This window comes from Paenibacillus sp. p3-SID1389 (assembly GCF_025151705.1).
Classification (GTDB): Bacteria; Bacillota; Bacilli; order Paenibacillales; family Paenibacillaceae; genus Fontibacillus; species Fontibacillus phoenicis.
Genome location: NZ_JALXVO010000019.1, coordinates 34,737 through 50,327, shown reverse-complemented (window position 1 = coordinate 50,327; position 15,591 = coordinate 34,737). Strand labels below are relative to the sequence as shown.

Below are 15,591 nucleotides of genomic sequence, written 5' to 3'. Positions count from 1 at the left end.
CAAGACTAGAAAACAATATAGTTGATAGACAAAACCTATACCTCATCCCCAATAAAAAAAGAGCAACCCGTCCGAGAAACTTCCCGGCTTCGGATTGCTCCATTACCTCTGCTTCTAAAACGAATCGATCCCCATCACATGATCAAGCGGCACCGGCCCGATGCTGCGGCTGTCGTTGCTGTTGTTCCGGTTATCCCCCATCACAAATACGTGATTCTCCGGCACATGCCATACCTGCGCCGCGCTTGGATCCATCTGCTCCTTGATGTAGGGTTCCTCCAGTTGTTGTCCATTGCGGAACACGTGTCCGTCCTTCACTTCAATCGTGTCACCGGGCAAGCCGATCACGCGTTTGACGTAAAAAACATCGTCCTCTTCCCTGCCGGAAAGCCAGGTAATGATCGGATGCTCCTTCACGTCGTCCCAGAACGTACGGTTCCGGTCTACCCGGCTGTCGATAATGACGATGTCGCCATAAGCCGGCAGTTTCTCCAGCACATGCGTAAATTTCCAAGCGTAAATGCGTTGATTGTCCGTTAAGGTTGGTTCCATCGAATGACCGTCAACTTTATAAGGTTGAATGATAAAAATGCCGATAATCATGCTAAGTACAAAGCCTAGGACGATGGAGAAGCCCCATCCGCCGAGTTCTTTCCACCATGTTTTCCGTTTCAAGCGAAAAACCTCCACACTCTTGATGTTTGTCTCTTATTATAAAGGCAAGTCACATACCAATACAAACATCTATATGATATAGTGGACTTATAGGTTATACTTATAAGATAAAGAAGGGTTATTTCTTAAAGAACCAAAGGGGTTATTTCTATGGAACTTCGTCAACTTCTATACACGTTAAAAATCGCCGAGGAAAAAAACTTCTCCCGGGCCGCCGACAAGCTTCATATCGCCCAGCCGTCACTAAGCCAGCAGCTGTCCAAGCTGGAACAGGAGCTCGGGGTGAAGCTGTTCCAACGCAATACGAGTACTGTTGAGCTAACCTACGCCGGCGCCAGCTTTATCGCGCACGCGCAAAAAATCATGGACGCCGTTGCCCAGCTCCGTCAGGAAATGGACGACATCTCTCAGCTCAGAGCAGGCCGCGTTGTGGTCGGCAGCATGCCGATTACCGGCTCTCACCTGCTCCCTTACGTGCTCCCGGCGTTTAAAGCGAGCTACCCGAACATTCAAGTGACTCTGTTGGAAGATACTTCCTTGAACCTGGAGAAACTGACGGCCGAAGGCGGCACGGATCTCAGCCTCCTGTCGCTGCCGTTGCTGGAGCCAACGCTCTCCTACGAACCGATTGGCGAAGAGATCATCGATCTGGCGGTTCCCCCGGACCATCCGCTGACGAAAACGCCCGGGGTGTTGGAGCAGGGCGTTGAGATGAAGCAACTGGAAAATGAACCGTTTATCGTGCTCAAAAAAGGCCAGGGATTCCGCAAAATGACCGCCGACTTATGCCGGGAGGCCGGGTTCGAGCCCAACGTCGTCTTTGAAAGCAACAATATCGAAACGGTGCAGTCGCTGGTTGCCGCCGGGATGGGCATTACGCTGGTGCCACGGTTTATCGCCCGGGCGAAACGCAGCGAGTTGATCCCGGCGTATTTGCCTCTCGCCGCTCCGGCCCCAAGCCGGACGCTGGTCATCGCCTACCGCAAAGGACGTTATCTGTCCAAGGCAGCGGAGGCTTTTATTGAGACGTTTAAAAAGACGATGGAGGAACGCCAAACGCTTCATCAATCGTAAGCCAGCGGACGGCGGTCATCGAAGACGGGAATACGGCGGCGGACTTGATCAACCAACGTCAAGTCAATGCTGCCGGTGACAATTTCCTCCGCTTCACCGCCCTCGGCCACAATCTCGCCCCAGGGGTCGATGATCATCGAGTGGCCGAAAAATTCATCGCCGCCGCCCTTCCCTGTCCGGTTGCAGGCGATGACATACATTTGGTTTTCGATCGCCCGCGCGATGAGCAGCGTGCGCCAGTGGTTGAGCCGCGGGAGCGGCCATTCCGCCGCCACGAACAGCAGCTTCGCTCCGCGTAACGCCAAGCTGCGGGTCAGCTCCGGGAAGCGGATGTCGTAACAGATCTCTGCCCCAGCCGGCAAGCCATCCAATTCAAACGTTACGCTCCGTTCCCCCGGTTGCAAATACTTCTCCTCTTCCATCAGTCGAAACAGATGAATTTTAGAGTAAGCAGCCACCTCTTCACCGCTGCGGTTAAATACCAGCATGGTATTGTAGACCTGACCGCTGCGATTTTCGGCAATCGAGCCGCCTATGACATGGATCCCATGACGCCGGGCGAAGGCAGCCAGCCATGCCCGGCTGTTTTGGCCCTCTGGATCGGCCAACCGGCCAATTTCCGTCAAGGCGTATCCCGTATTCCACAGCTCCGGCAGCAGGATGACGTCCGGCTTCTCCGCAGCGCGAGCTGCCCGATCCATCGCCGCCTCGAGCTTGGCCCGGTTCACTTCGGGTTGCCCTAAGACGATATCGCATTGAATCAGGGCGATCCGCCATCGGTTAGAACGAGAAGGATCTTGGTTTTGGGCTTGGTTTTGCACATGGTTTGACTCCAAATTCACCGGCATCCCACACCGCCTTTCGTACGCTTCGATTTACTAAGTCTCATCATAATGGCGACCCTGCGGATTCGCAAGACGGACGCGAATGGGAGTGGAGGATGCGATGGTTACGCCATTTCGGCGCTTTTCCCTTTGCAATGCTAGGGGACGCGTGGTATGCTTACATTAAATGAGAACCATAAACGGACTTTTTTGAGAAAACGCATTGACGGGACCAGTACGAAAGCACGCGGCGAGACAGAGAGTAAATTCCACCGGCTGAAAGAATTTACATGCTAGCCCTTTCCGAATCCTATCCCTGAGCGGCCGGCCGAACAAGCCGGACAGCGCCCCTGTTACCGGGCATTGAAGTTGGATGAGCTCGTCTCATCAATAAAGGTGGTACCGCGGAAGTCAAAACTTTCGTCCTTTGCATGCAAAGGCGAAAGTTTTTTTTATTTTATTCATCGTTTGAGGAGTGATCCCCATGCTGCGACGCATCGTCGTCAAAATTGGCAGCAGTTCGCTGACATCGTCGGAAGGAGGATTAAACCGGGAGGCGGTTGCGTATTACGCATCCGAATTGGCCGGGCTGATTCAGGCCGGTTACCAGCCATTGCTTGTGACCTCCGGCGCGGTGGCCGCCGGGTTCCGCGAAATCGGCTACCCCGAACGGCCCAAGCTGCTGTATGAGAAGCAGGCTTCGGCTGCCGTTGGTCAAGCGCTGCTGATGCAAGCTTATCGCGAAGAACTGGCCCGTCACGGAGTAACCGTGGCCCAGGTGCTGCTGACCCGGTCCGATTTTCAGAACCGCAAGCGAACGGGTAACGCCAGCATGGCGATCGAAGAGCTGCTGAAGCGAAACGTGTTGCCGATTATTAACGAGAACGACACCGTCTCGCTCGATGAGTTGAAATTCGGCGACAACGATACGTTGTCCGCCCTCGTCGCCAACCTGATTCACGCCGATCACCTGCTGATCTTGACCGATATGGACGGACTGTACACCAAGGATCCGCGCATGGATCCGCAGGCCCAGCGCATCAGCCGGGTCACGGAAATCACCGGCCAGATCTATGCCATCGCCGGCGGCGCCGGCTCATCCGTCGGCACAGGCGGCATGCGGTCGAAAATCGACGCCGCGAAAATCGCTTCGCTCGGAGGCGTTCCGGTCTTCGTCGGAAAGGTCGCCTCTCCTGGCGATCTGCTGGCCGCTTTGCACGGCGACGGGCACGGCACCTATTTCGAAGCTCATGGTGCCTCGCTGCCGCGGAAGAAGCAATGGCTGGGCTTCTTCTCCACCCCGATCGGGACGCTGACGGTGGATGCCGGTGCCGAGGAGGCTTTGATCCGCGGTGGACGAAGCCTGCTTCCGGTCGGCGTCAAAGAGGCCAGCGGACAGTTCCATACCGGCGACGTCGTAGAAGTCGTCAGCTCAGGCGGCGAGGTACTGGGACGGGGCATCGTCAATTATGATGCAGAACAGCTCCATCACATCCTCGGGCTCCCCAGCACCGAGGTCTTCAAGAAGTTGGACAGCGTCCATCGTCTGGAGGTCATCCACCGGGACGAATGGATTTCGCTAAAAGCATAATCACCCCATCCTTTTTCACTGGATTTTAAGGAGGTATACCTAAATGAGTGAAGTGAGAGAAAAAGCGAAGCTGGCCGGAACGGCCGTGTCCGTCCTAAATCGTTTGACAACGGCGCAAAAAAACGAAGCTCTGCTGGCAGTCGCCGATGCGCTGGTACGCAATAGCGACGCGATACTCGCGGCGAATGAAGAGGATCTGCAGCGGGGACGCGACAACGGGACGTCTTCCTCCATGCTGGATCGCCTGGCATTAACCCATGAGCGCATTGAAGGGATCGCTGAAGGACTGCGGCAAATCGCCGAGTTGCCCGACCCGGTTGGCGACGTGCTGGAGACGATCGACCGTCCGAACGGGCTGCATATCATCAAACGCCGTGTCCCGCTTGGCGTCATCGGGATCGTCTATGAAGCGCGGCCAAACGTGACGGTGGATGCGATGGGCTTATGCCTGAAGACAGGCAACGCCGTTGTGCTGCGCGGCGGCTCCTCCGCGCTGTCCTCCAACCGAAAAATCGTGGAGATCATCCATAGCGCACTTGCGGGAACTCAAGTTCCGGTCGATGCCGTCCAGCTGATCGAGGATCCGAACCGCTCCTCCGTTGACGAAATGCTAAAGCTAAACGGATTGCTGGACGTCGTGATTCCGCGCGGCGGCAGCTCTCTGATTCAAACGGTCGTACAAAACGCCACGGTCCCGGTCATTGAGACGGGCGCCGGCATCTGCCATACGTACTTGGATGCCTCGGCCGATCCCGTGATGGCGACGGAGATCGCTATGAATGCCAAAGTTCAGCGCCCGTCGGTCTGCAACTCGATGGAAACGCTGCTGGTGCATGAGGCATTCGCTGAACAACATTTGCTCGAGCTGGCGAACCGTTTCAAGGAAGCCGGGGTCGAGCTGCGGGGAGATGAGGCTGCAAGACAGCTAATCTCTTGGGCTGCGCCAGCGACGGATGAAGATTATGCCACGGAGTACAACGACTATATTCTCAACGTTAAAATCGTTCGCAACCTGGACGAAGCGATGGCGCATATCGCCCGCTTTGGCACGAAGCACTCCGAGTGCATCGTTACCCAGGACAGCGCGAATGCCGAACGGTTCCAGCAAGAAGTGGACGCTGCGGCGGTTTACCACAACGCCTCTACCCGCTTCACCGACGGCTTCGAGTTCGGGTTCGGCGCAGAGATCGGCATCAGTACCCAAAAGCTGCATGCCCGCGGACCGATGGGCCTAACTGCGCTCACCTCAAGTAAATATATCATCCAGGGGAACGGACAAATCCGGCAGTAACGGGGTGTCCCCCTTTTTTTCCACCATTAAAACCGGAGGTCATATGCTATGAATACCATACCCACTTTGTCCGCCTCCACCATCTGTTTCTATGGAGCGGGTTCGATGGCTGAAGCGATCGTACGCGGCTTGCTCCATAAGCAAGTTGCTGGCGCGGATCAAATTGTGATGCTGAATCGCTCGAACCGGGAACGGCTCGATTATTTAGCGCAAACCTACCAGGTACAAACAGCGGCTGAAGAGGACGCGAAACGGGTCTACTTGCGGGATGCATCGATTATCGTCCTGGCGATGAAGCCGAAGGACGCCGGCGAAGCTTTGGCTGAACTTGGACCGCTTCTGCGCGAGGGTCAGTTGATCGTCTCCCTGATCGCCGGCTTATCTATCGCGACGATTCAAGTCCTGCTTGGCAGTCCGGTCGCAGTGGCTCGCACGATGCCAAACACCTCCTGCTCCATCGGACATGGAGCTACCGGGATCTCCTTCTCTCCGGAGACCACCGAGGCGCAGCGCGCCCAAGTCTTGTCGATGTTTGAAGCCGTTGGAATGGTTAGCGTTATCCCTGAAGAACAAATGGAAATTTTGACGGGCGTATCCGGGAGCGGACCTGCATATGTTTATTATCTGATGGAAGCGATGATTGAAGCGGGCATCGAAGGCGGGCTAACACCAGAGCAATCCCGCGAGCTTACCGTGCAAACGGTGCTGGGCGCTGCCCTCATGATGTCGGAAACCGGCGAAGCGCCTACCAAGCTGCGTGCGGACATCACCTCGCCAAACGGTTCGACGCAAGCGGCGATCGGCGTGCTGGAAGCCGGCAGCTTTCAGCCGAACGTAAAGGCTGCGGTCCACCGGGCTGCCGAACGCTCGAAAGAAATGGGCGAAGCCGTGAGACAAGCGCTGTTGTAGCAGCGAAGCTGTGTGGTGCAGCGATGGCCGGCAATGCACTTAAGGCCAGTATGAAAGGGGGACGGCAGCATGAACTACGTCGATATCCCATGGGAAGAAAAACAAGCGGCGCTGGACGCCATCCAACGCCTGCGGGAGGAGTTCGCCGCCCGCGGTTGGTTCCCCGCTTCCAGCGGCAGCTTGTCGATGAGGGTCGGCCGGTATACGCCGGACCGGTTCGTGTTTGCCGTAACAGCCGACGAGACGTATAAGTCGGAGCTGTCAGCGGCACCCTCCCCTCCGGCAGGCGTGCTGTTCGTCGATTCCGCCGGCGCGCCCTGTGAGCCAACGCGGCTCAAGCCTTGCGCCGACGCACCGATACACGCGAGAATCTACCGGATGACCGGCTGCGGCGCGATCGCGCACGTACATACGACGTTCAATAATGTGCTCAGCGACTATTTCGCAGCGGATGGCGGCGTCCCACTCAAGGGAAACGAACTGCTCAAAAGCCTAGAGATATGGGAGACGCAAGCGGAGATCCGAGTGCCGATTCTGCCAAACGCCGCCGAGCTCCCTGCCATCCTCAAGCAAATCCCGGGCAGTCTGGATACAAGTGTGCCCGCGTTGTTGCTGCAAAATCACGGGATCTATGCCTGGGGGGCTAACATCACCAAGGCCAAGCGCCATCTGGAAGCGCTGGAATTTATGTTTGAAGCGCTGTACCGTTCCCTGCTGTTGCCCCCCAAAGGGCATCATGCCTAAAAAAACAACTCGCGACAAGCGATAGCGGAGTTATGCTGACCGAACATCAGCGGCTTCCGCGATTACGCTGACCGCGAGTTTCTTACTTTGCCCGAAATCTTGCTTTATCTCTCGATAAATTCCGCATACGCCTTCGCGTCCATCAAATTCGCCAGCGCGACGTTTGCGTCTTCCTTCAAACGAATGTGAACCATCCAGCCCCCGTCGTACGGCTCTTCATTCACGAGCTCCGGCGCGGTATCCAGCTCCCGGTTCACCGCCAGCACAGTCCCGCTGACCGGCGTAAACAAATCGGCGACCGTCTTAACGGATTCGATCGTTCCGATGCCTTCCTGCGCTTCGAATTCCTGCCCCGGTTCGGGCAGCTCCACGAACACGATGTCGCCCAGCCGATGTTGGGCTACGTCGGAGATGCCGATCTTCACCGTCCCATCCCCCAAATCAAGCACCCATTCATGCTCATCGCTGTACAACACGTTTTCCCTGATCTCACTAGCCAAAGCTTGCTCCTCCTCTTTCGGATGATCTAGCATACCTTACACATTGTGAATTATCTATCTTCGTATTTCCCTCGTTCAGATTATTCCAAACCTAGCTCTTATGTCAATATTATTAACACATTTGATAGAGTCTAGCAAAATGTAAGCGTAGCCTTTTCCAGTAAACGAATTTAATTAAAATTATTATGATAACTTTATTGACATCTAGGCGGTTTTTGAGTATTAATGAGATGTGTAAGCTGCGGTTGATGGCAGGGGGAGAGATTACAATTACCGTATTGTAACGCCGAAGGAGCAAGCCGCGAAGCGGTGAATCTCTCAGGCAAAAGGACCTCTGCCGGACGCAACTCTGGAGAGCATTCACGTAGAGGTGTCCTCTACGTGAATCACCCAAGGGGAAACCTGCGCGAGCTTCGAGCCTTAGCACAGGGTAACTCTCAGGTACAAGGGACAGAGCCGGGAAGAACCGTTAGGTAGGCTAGCGGGTTTTCTTTGGCCTGTCCTTTTTGCTGTTCTCAAAAATTGGCCGATCCGGCCCTTACGAGGTGATGGTAATGTCCGAATCCGCATTGCGGCGTACGCCGCTCTATCCCGGATATGCGCGTTATGAAGGAGTCCGCTGTATCGATTTCGGCGGTTGGGAGCTGCCGGTGCAGTTCAGCGGCATCCAGAAAGAGCACGAAGCCGTGCGCGAGCGCGCCGGTCTGTTTGACGTATCGCATATGGGCGAATTTTTCGTGGAGGGCCCTGAGTCGGAACGCTTTTTGCAACACATGACAACCAACGACGTGACTCTGCTTCAGCCGGGGAAAGCCCAATACACCTTGCTCTGCTATCCCGATGGCGGCGTGGTGGACGATCTGTTGATCTATCAACTGGATGAAGGCAAGTACATGCTGGTGGTCAACGCCTCGAATATTGAAAAAGACTGGGACTGGCTGCAGCAGCACCTTCCTGCTGAAGGTGTAACCATGCGGAACGCCTCCGACGAGACGGCGTTGCTTGCCGTTCAAGGGCCGCTGGCCGCCTCCCTCCTCTCCCCTCTTAGCGAAGGGGAGGATCCAGGGGCCTTGCGTCCGTTCACATTTATCCGGGAAGCGCGGATTGCCGGCATACCTGCCTTGCTGTCCAGAACCGGGTATACCGGCGAGGACGGATTTGAGTTGTATGTAGCAGCCGAGCAAGCGCAAGCGCTTTGGGACATACTGATGGAGGCCGGGGAGAGCCATGGCCTTCTCCCGGCCGGGCTGGGCGCTAGAGATACGCTGCGCTTCGAAGCTTGCCTGCCTCTGTACGGCCAGGAATTGGGACCTGAGATCACCCCGCTCGAAGCGGGCTTAAACCGATTCGTGAAGCTGGAGCAAGGCGACTTCATCGGCCGCGATGCATTGATCAAACAACGGGATGAAGGCATCCCTCGCCGCCTCGTCGGCCTGGAGATGATCGATCGCGGGATTCCGCGTACGCATTACCCGGTGTTTGCCGAAGGCTCTGAGGAACCGATCGGAGAAGTCACGACAGGCACGCAATCGCCTACCCTGAAAAAAAACCTCGGGATGGCGATCCTCACCAACCGCTATACCAAACCCGGCACGATTGTGGAGGTCGACATCCGCGGCAAGCGGCTGAAGGCCAAGGTCGTCCCGCTGCCGTTCTATCGCCGAAACCCTGCCGCCAAGCGGTGAAAGGAGAACACGAAATCAGATGCTAAAACATCGTTATTTGCCGTTAACCGAACAAGACCAAGCGGAAATGCTGCAAACGATCGGAGCAAGCTCCGTCCAAGAGCTGTTCAAGGACATTCCGGAGAGCATTCGCATTCAAGGTGAACTCCCGGTATCCCCTCGTTTAGACGAATACGCGCTGACCCGCCACTTAGCAGAACTTGCCGGTCGTAATGCCGACACCGACCGATTCACCAGCTTTCTTGGTGCCGGGATTTATGACCATCACATTCCTTCCGTCATTCAGCACGTCGTGTCCCGTTCGGAATTTTATACCGCGTACACGCCGTATCAGCCGGAAATTAGCCAAGGCGAGCTGCAGGCGATTTTCGAATTCCAGTCGTACATCTGCGAGCTGACCGGACTGAAGGTCGCCAATGCCAGCATGTACGACGGAGCTACCGCTTTAGCCGAAGCCGGCAACCTGGCCGCGGCTGCCACCAGACGCAAACAGCTTGTCGTCTCCCGCACCGTCCATCCGGAAGCACGCGAGGTGCTCGCCACCTACGCTCACGGTCTGAATCTGGAGATCGTTGAGGTTGGCTGGGAGCAAGGCGTAATTGATCGTGAGGCACTTGCTGCGGCCGTCACCAAGGACACCGCTGCCGTCTTGATCCAGAACCCGAACTTCTTTGGCTCCCTGGAGGATCTTCGTGCCATCGGCGAACTGGCCCATGCCCAAGGGAGCTTGCTGATCGTCAGCAGTAATCCGCTCGCACTTGGCTTGCTGGAAGCGCCGGGCAAGCTTGGAGCCGACATCGTCGTTGGCGACGCCCAGCCGCTGGGGCTGGCTCCTTCCTTCGGCGGACCAACCTGCGGTTTCTTCGCCGTATCGGAAGCGCATATGCGCCGGATCCCCGGCCGGATCGTCGGGCAGACCACCGATCGCAACGGCAAGCGCGGGTTCGTCTTGACACTGCAAGCCCGTGAGCAGCATATCCGCCGCGAGAAAGCAACCTCCAACATCTGCTCCAACCAGGCCCTGCTTGCCTTGGCTGCCTCTGTCTACTTATCCGTGATGGGCAAGCAAGGAATGGCCGAAGTTGCGGAGCTGAATTTGCAGAAAAGCCATTATGCCAAACAGGTGTTCACCGCCATCCCTGGCGTAAGCGCCGCTTTTGAGTCGCCGTTCTTCAACGAGTTTGTGCTTCGGCTGCCGGAGGGCACCGACCCGGCTCAGTTGCAGCGGGATCTGCTTGCCGCCGGCTTTATCGGCGGGTACGATCTGGGTCGCAGCTATCCCGAACTCGCCGGCCATCTGCTGATCGCCGTGACGGAGAAGCGCAGCAAAGCAGAAATTGACCAATTCGCCCGCGTACTGGAGGAATCAATATGCTCGAAATAAAAGAGACGACGAAATCCGATGAACTGTTGATTTTTGAGCGCAGCCGCCCTGGGCGGATCGGCTATTCTCTGCCGGAATGCGACGTTCCGACCGTCCCGAAGGAAGATCTCGTGCCGCAGGGCATGCTGCGGAGCGAAGGCCTCGCTTTTCCCGAAGTTTACGAGGTGGACGTGATTCGGCATTATACCGCGTTGTCCCGCCGGAATTTCGGGGTGGACAACGGCTTTTATCCGCTGGGCTCCTGTACGATGAAGTACAATCCGAAGGTCAATGAGGACGTCGCGCGTTACCCCGGTTTGGCGAAAATCCATCCTTACCAGCCGGAGGAAAGCGTACAAGGGGCACTCGAGCTGATGTACCGCCTGCAGCAGGATTTGGCCGGACTCACCGGCATGGACGCGGTGACGCTGCAGCCGGCGGCTGGAGCCCATGGTGAATGGACCGGCTTGATGATGATCCGCGCCTACCACGAAAGCCGCGGCGAGAAACGCACCAAGGTGATCGTGCCGGACTCTTCGCACGGCACGAACCCGGCCAGCGCCTCGGTCGCCAGCTTCGAGACGGTGACCATCCCTTCCACCAAGCGCGGCATGGTGGACCTGGACGCGCTGCGCGCTGCCGTTGGCGAGGACACGGCTGCGCTGATGCTCACCAACCCGAACACGCTGGGCTTGTTCGAGGAACAGATCCTGGAGATCGCCGACATCGTGCACGAAGCCGGCGGATTGCTGTATTATGACGGCGCAAACTCCAACGCCATCATGGGGATCGCCCGCCCCGGCGACATGGGCTTTGACGTGGTGCACCTCAACCTGCACAAAACGATGAGCACCCCGCATGGCGGCGGTGGTCCGGGAGCCGGTCCAGTTGGCGTCAAGGAGCGGCTGATTCCGTTTCTGCCTGAACCGAGGATCGTCAAAGACGAATCCGGACGGTATACCATCCGCGGCGCACGTTCCGAAGAGGCAGCAGGTGGCGCCACGAGCGGATCGGCCAGCTCGATTGGCCGGGTGAAAGCTTTTTACGGCAACTTTGGTATCCTCGTCCGCGCGTATGCGTACATCCGCAGCTTAGGTCCCGATGGACTCCGCCAAGTCTCGGAAAATGCCGTGTTAAACGCCAACTATATGATGAAGCGTTTAGCGCCTTATTACGAGCTGCCGTACCCGGATCAACTGTGCAAGCACGAATTCGTGATGTCCGGCAGCGGGCTGGCGAAATACGGCATCCGCACGCTGGACGTCGCCAAGCGGCTGCTGGATTTCGGCTATCATCCGCCAACCATCTACTTCCCGCTGAACGTAGAGGAATGCATTATGATTGAGCCGACGGAAACCGAAAGCAAGGAAACGCTGGACGGCTTTATCGACGTCATGATCGCCATCGCGAAGGAAGCCGAAACGAATCCGGAAATGCTGCGGAGCGCCCCGCACACCACCCCGGTGACGCGCCTGGACGAAACCGGCGCCGCCCGGAAGCCGGTGCTGAACTGTGCTTGCGGCTAAGCCCAAACAAACATAATTGTTTTTTGCATACAACTTAGAAATAAACAACCCAGATCACAAGCGCCAGCAAAATGCGGTACACCGCAAACGGCACCAGCTTGATGCGGTCGATCAGCTTCAGGAAAAACCGGATCGCCAACAACGCAAACACGAAGGCGCTGATAAAACCGACTACAAAGAACGGCAGCGCATCGATCGTAAAGTATTCCAGGTTCTTCACCAGTGAAATCAAGCTGGCCCCGGCCATGATGGGAACAGCCATGATAAAGGTGAAATCGGCCGCCGCCCGGTGGCTCAAACCTAGCAGCACCCCGCCGGAAATCGTCGAACCCGAACGGGAGAAGCCCGGCCAGATCGACAGACATTGGAACAACCCAATGCCGAGCGCCTGCTTGTACGTAATTTGGTCAACAGTATCCACGCTTGCGCGCTTTGGCGCGAACCGGTCGGCGGCGATCATCAGCAGCGCCCCAATCACCAGTCCAATCAACACCGTTGCGGTGGAAAACAGGTGCTCATCGATAAAATCCTCAAACAACACGCCAAGAATTCCGGCAGGAATCAACCCAACAATCACCTGCATCAGCTTCAACCGTGGTCCGCCCTGTCCGGCTGTTGCTGCCCCTTTGGCCCTCCCCGGCATCCAGCGCGACAGCCCCAGCAAATCGATAAATCGGTTGCGGAACACGACCAGGACGGCTAAAATCGAGCCGAGTTGAATCACGACTTTAAACGTGTTCGCCACATACTTTGAACCGAGCAACTCCCCGGTTTTCAGCCACATATCATCCACAATGATCATATGCCCTGTGGAGGACACCGGCGCAAACTCCGTGAGTCCCTCCACCAGGCCAAGAATAATCGCTTTTATGAGTTCCAACAAGTTCATTTCCTAGGTTTCTCCTTATCTCTCTATTTTGATGTTGCCGCTTTGCTCCTTTTTTCTCCGGCGCAGCCAGAGAAAGCCCACCAACAGCACACCTAAAGCAATAACCGCATAGGCGATGTGGGAATACACGTCCATAAAGGCGACGATTTCTGACCAGGAACCCCCTACCGCTGCACCAAGCAAGACAAGCGCCACGTTCCAAATGAGCGTCCCGATCGTGGTGAACAGCAAGAACAGGCCAAATTTCATTTTCGACATGCCGGCAGGGATGGAGATCAAGCTGCGAATCAGCGGGACCATCCGGCAGAACAGCACCGTCCGATAGCCATACCGATCAAACCAGGCATCCGCGCGGCGGACGTCTTCTTTTTTCAGGCGCAAGAACCTGCCGTAACGATCGATCCACCCTTCCAATCGGTCAACGTTCACCAAATATCCGATCCCGTACAGGATCACAGCGCCAAACACCGAACCCAGCGTCGAGAAGACGACAACCCCTGCCGGCGTTAAGCTCGTATAGGTGGTCATAAATCCGCCAAATGTTAAGATCACCTCTGACGGAATCGGGGGAAATACGTTTTCCAGGGCAATCAGCAGGAAGACGCCAAAATAGCCAAACCTCTCCATAAAGTCTGTAATCCAGTTCTCCACGTTGTACCTCCAGTATTTTAGCGAATCGCTTTTTTGACGTTGCGTAAGTATCGGGACCGAATAAAGAAGAAGTAGACCACTTGCACCAGCAAAAAGCTAGCCAAGATCAACACCGTCTGCCAAGCGACAGAGAAGTTAAACAAGTTTTGCATGGCCTTAAACGCAAACAGGCTATGAATAATGGCCAGCGCCATCGGCACGAAGAACAACAGTCCCGCCTGGCGGGAAATGATCCGCGCAAGTTCGCCAGACCGCGGGTGATCTCCGGAGCATCCACGTAAAACCCGGTGAACCGGTCCATACGCACCCCTCCGCCCTCCTCCGCCGAAGCCGCCATGCGCCGTTCCAACAAGGCATCACTGACCACCATCCCGGAGAACGAACCCTCCCGATCGCCGGCGGTGATCGTTAAGATTCTCGGGGATGGCGACATGCTGTGTAACGCCGATCTCGCGGACCTTCAGCTGCCATCACCTGGTCCATCTTCCCTTCACGTGCCGACAAGAACACGATTGGACAGGTCGATAAGTTGCGGATCTGGCGACACCAATAGTAGCCGTCGTATTTCGGCAGGTTGACATCCAGCAGCTCTACTAGCGGCTTGTCGTCTTCCGCAATATAGATTTTGAACATAACGTTTCTCCTTATTCTAGCAATCCCACTCCTAGCATTGTAGCAAATATCGCCCCCAGAAATAAAATAGAGAGGCTTAGCCGTGAAGCTGTCACCTCTCATATCGTCATCTAAGTGTTAGATTTCCTCGTCGCTCCAAAGCATATTCCGCCGTTTCGGCCGGGCGAGCAGTTTGATTCCCCCGCCGATCAGCAGGACGGCGACGATCGTGGGCCGGAGGTATTTTTCAATTCGAGAATAGATGTGAAGCTCAGGGAAATGGGTATCCAGTATCGGAACGATCAGTTCCATCCCAACGAAATAGATTCCTAGCAGAATAAGCGCAATGCCAAGCCAATGCTGGTATTCGCCGCGGGTTTCCATGAGCGGCCGATCCTCCATCGGCAAGATACCGTACCGGCTCGTCTGCTGCAGGCCGTCAAAGAAGCAATAGAACCAGATGATCGGGATGATGAATAAAAACACCGATAACCGCAGCACGTCAATGACGTAAAAGCTGCCCAGAAACAGAGCCATCATCTGCAGTCCGCGTTTCTGCAGCCCGAGGTACATTTGACCTGCCCCAGGAAATGCAGACAGCATCGTCGCCAGCACCTTGCTGCGCCGCCCCTCAATTCGGCCGGCCTCCCAATCGTCAAAGGGGGTTCGGTCAACAAGCGGCTCCCCCGCCAATTTTCGGTGCACCAGCTGCACTGCGTCGAACATGCTGTACAGCCAAATGATCGGCAACAAACCAAGGAACAGTAAAAATACCGATTCATGCGTAATTCCAGTCACAAAGAACATCATCGTGATCAAGCCGAAAAAGGCGATCAAAAATGAAAGCCCCCGCTGCATGAGTCCCAGCTGAAAATGGCCCAAGCCTGGCACAAACGACAGCAGAATGGTAAAGAATTTCTCCGACTCTCTTCCTTCGCCGGTCATCTGCCGAACATGCTCCCGGTAAGCCCGTTCCTCCGGCGTTTCTCGAAGCATGATGATCAGTAGATCAAACATCGAGAACAGCCATAAGATGGCGGCGGCGATCAGCGTGAGTATGGCGAGGTCATCGCTATGCGCGGCGATTGAAACGGCGAATCCAAAAAATATCCCGCCGAAGAACAGGATCGGGTACGTGATTCCCCTTCCTTTTTTGCCCCAGTAGAGATGCCCCACACCGGGGATGAAGTTTAACAGTAAAGCTAACAGTCGATTTCGCTCATACGGCATATGCTATCTTCCTTTCCTCTATCATCA

15 protein-coding genes, 1 pseudogene and 2 riboswitches are annotated in these 15,591 nt (G+C 55.9%); of the genes and pseudogenes, 8 read left to right on the top strand and 8 right to left on the bottom strand.

Annotated features, from left to right (window positions below; genetic code table 11):
* Positions 1-114: 114 nt before the first annotated feature.
* On the bottom strand, positions 115-675 hold the full coding sequence (gene lepB / locus M3G15_RS10275) for a signal peptidase I (protein ID WP_260070815.1): 561 nt from the start codon (positions 673-675) through the stop codon (positions 115-117).
* 150 nt (positions 676-825) lie between these two features.
* Here lepB and M3G15_RS10270 point away from each other — a divergent pair, with 150 nt between their 5' ends.
* Complete coding sequence (locus M3G15_RS10270; protein WP_009225915.1) at positions 826-1,749, top strand: LysR family transcriptional regulator; 924 nt, start codon at positions 826-828, stop codon at positions 1,747-1,749.
* On the opposite strand, the gene M3G15_RS10265 is transcribed toward M3G15_RS10270, so the two are convergent.
* Entirely contained in the window at positions 1,740-2,597 is an 858-nt protein-coding gene (locus M3G15_RS10265; protein WP_009225914.1) for a carbon-nitrogen family hydrolase, read from the bottom strand. The genes M3G15_RS10270 and M3G15_RS10265 overlap by 10 nt on opposite strands.
* Positions 2,598-3,057: 460 nt before the next feature.
* Here M3G15_RS10265 and proB point away from each other — a divergent pair, with 460 nt between their 5' ends.
* The 4 genes from proB to mtnB all read left to right on the top strand — a co-directional run bounded on the left by proB (position 3,058) and on the right by mtnB (position 7,108).
* Complete coding sequence (gene proB, locus M3G15_RS10260) at positions 3,058-4,164, top strand: glutamate 5-kinase (protein ID WP_260070814.1); 1,107 nt, start codon at positions 3,058-3,060, stop codon at positions 4,162-4,164.
* Positions 4,165-4,207: 43 nt separating this feature from the next.
* The gene (locus M3G15_RS10255) at positions 4,208-5,455 is read left to right on the top strand and encodes a glutamate-5-semialdehyde dehydrogenase (RefSeq protein ID WP_009225912.1); all 1,248 of its coding nucleotides are present in this window, start codon (positions 4,208-4,210) and stop codon (positions 5,453-5,455) included.
* Positions 5,456-5,503: 48 nt separating this feature from the next.
* The gene (proC, locus tag M3G15_RS10250) at positions 5,504-6,364 is read left to right on the top strand and encodes a pyrroline-5-carboxylate reductase (protein WP_260070813.1); all 861 of its coding nucleotides are present in this window, start codon (positions 5,504-5,506) and stop codon (positions 6,362-6,364) included.
* 69 nt (positions 6,365-6,433) lie between these two features.
* Entirely contained in the window at positions 6,434-7,108 is a 675-nt protein-coding gene (gene mtnB / locus M3G15_RS10245; protein WP_260070812.1) for a methylthioribulose 1-phosphate dehydratase, read from the top strand.
* Positions 7,109-7,212: 104 nt separating this feature from the next.
* Here mtnB and gcvH read toward each other — a convergent pair whose 3' ends face one another.
* Complete coding sequence (gene gcvH / locus M3G15_RS10240) at positions 7,213-7,641, bottom strand: glycine cleavage system protein GcvH (protein WP_050769789.1); 429 nt, start codon at positions 7,639-7,641, stop codon at positions 7,213-7,215.
* A 212-nt stretch (positions 7,642-7,853) separates the two neighbouring features.
* Positions 7,854-7,952: riboswitch (glycine riboswitch) on the top strand.
* Positions 7,953-8,072, top strand: a riboswitch (glycine riboswitch).
* 90 nt (positions 8,073-8,162) lie between these two features.
* Between gcvH and gcvT the strand changes: the two genes are divergently transcribed.
* Genes gcvT through gcvPB form a run of 3 tightly spaced genes read left to right on the top strand, consistent with a single transcriptional unit; the run spans position 8,163 to position 12,182 of the window.
* Entirely contained in the window at positions 8,163-9,293 is a 1,131-nt protein-coding gene (gene gcvT / locus M3G15_RS10235; RefSeq protein ID WP_260070811.1) for a glycine cleavage system aminomethyltransferase GcvT, read from the top strand.
* Between the two features lie 19 nt (positions 9,294-9,312).
* Positions 9,313-10,677, top strand: a complete 1,365-nt coding sequence (gene gcvPA, locus M3G15_RS10230) for an aminomethyl-transferring glycine dehydrogenase subunit GcvPA (RefSeq protein ID WP_260070810.1) — start codon at positions 9,313-9,315, stop codon at positions 10,675-10,677.
* Positions 10,665-12,182, top strand: a complete 1,518-nt coding sequence (gcvPB, locus tag M3G15_RS10225) for an aminomethyl-transferring glycine dehydrogenase subunit GcvPB (protein WP_260070809.1) — start codon at positions 10,665-10,667, stop codon at positions 12,180-12,182. The genes gcvPA and gcvPB overlap by 13 nt, the downstream gene beginning before the upstream one ends.
* 34 nt (positions 12,183-12,216) lie before the next feature.
* Here gcvPB and M3G15_RS10220 read toward each other — a convergent pair whose 3' ends face one another.
* The 5 genes and pseudogenes from M3G15_RS10220 to M3G15_RS10200 form a co-directional block, all read right to left on the bottom strand.
* Entirely contained in the window at positions 12,217-13,071 is an 855-nt protein-coding gene (locus tag M3G15_RS10220) for an undecaprenyl-diphosphate phosphatase (protein ID WP_260070808.1), read from the bottom strand.
* A 15-nt stretch (positions 13,072-13,086) separates the two neighbouring features.
* Positions 13,087-13,722: a DedA family protein gene (locus M3G15_RS10215; protein WP_009225904.1), complete on the bottom strand. Its 636-nt coding sequence runs from the start codon at positions 13,720-13,722 to the stop codon at positions 13,087-13,089.
* A gap of 17 nt (positions 13,723-13,739) precedes the next feature.
* On the bottom strand, positions 13,740-13,922 hold the full coding sequence (locus M3G15_RS10210; protein WP_397376608.1) for an ABC transporter permease: 183 nt from the start codon (positions 13,920-13,922) through the stop codon (positions 13,740-13,742).
* Positions 13,923-14,169: 247 nt separating this feature from the next.
* Positions 14,170-14,355 (bottom strand): annotated as a pseudogene (locus M3G15_RS10205) (response regulator); the annotation flags it as partial.
* A gap of 117 nt (positions 14,356-14,472) precedes the next feature.
* Positions 14,473-15,564: a membrane protein gene (locus M3G15_RS10200; RefSeq protein WP_009225901.1), complete on the bottom strand. Its 1,092-nt coding sequence runs from the start codon at positions 15,562-15,564 to the stop codon at positions 14,473-14,475.
* Positions 15,565-15,591 lie beyond the last annotated feature (27 nt).

Excerpts from the sequence above, each read along its gene's own strand:
- gcvPB (WP_260070809.1), top strand. The coding sequence starts at position 10,665 with ATGCTCGAAATAAAAGAGACGACGAAATCCGATGAACTGTTGATTTTT.
- M3G15_RS10255 (WP_009225912.1), top strand. The coding sequence starts at position 4,208 with ATGAGTGAAGTGAGAGAAAAAGCGAAGCTGGCCGGAACGGCCGTGTCC.
- M3G15_RS10265 (WP_009225914.1), bottom strand. The coding sequence starts at position 2,597 with ATGCCGGTGAATTTGGAGTCAAACCATGTGCAAAACCAAGCCCAAAAC.
- proC (WP_260070813.1), top strand. The coding sequence starts at position 5,504 with ATGAATACCATACCCACTTTGTCCGCCTCCACCATCTGTTTCTATGGA.
- M3G15_RS10270 (WP_009225915.1), top strand. The coding sequence starts at position 826 with ATGGAACTTCGTCAACTTCTATACACGTTAAAAATCGCCGAGGAAAAA.
- gcvT (WP_260070811.1), top strand. The coding sequence starts at position 8,163 with ATGTCCGAATCCGCATTGCGGCGTACGCCGCTCTATCCCGGATATGCG.
- gcvPA (WP_260070810.1), top strand. The coding sequence starts at position 9,313 with ATGCTAAAACATCGTTATTTGCCGTTAACCGAACAAGACCAAGCGGAA.
- M3G15_RS10220 (WP_260070808.1), bottom strand. The coding sequence starts at position 13,071 with ATGAACTTGTTGGAACTCATAAAAGCGATTATTCTTGGCCTGGTGGAG.
- gcvH (WP_050769789.1), bottom strand. The coding sequence starts at position 7,641 with ATGCTAGATCATCCGAAAGAGGAGGAGCAAGCTTTGGCTAGTGAGATC.
- proB (WP_260070814.1), top strand. The coding sequence starts at position 3,058 with ATGCTGCGACGCATCGTCGTCAAAATTGGCAGCAGTTCGCTGACATCG.
- M3G15_RS10200 (WP_009225901.1), bottom strand. The coding sequence starts at position 15,564 with ATGCCGTATGAGCGAAATCGACTGTTAGCTTTACTGTTAAACTTCATC.
- mtnB (WP_260070812.1), top strand. The coding sequence starts at position 6,434 with ATGAACTACGTCGATATCCCATGGGAAGAAAAACAAGCGGCGCTGGAC.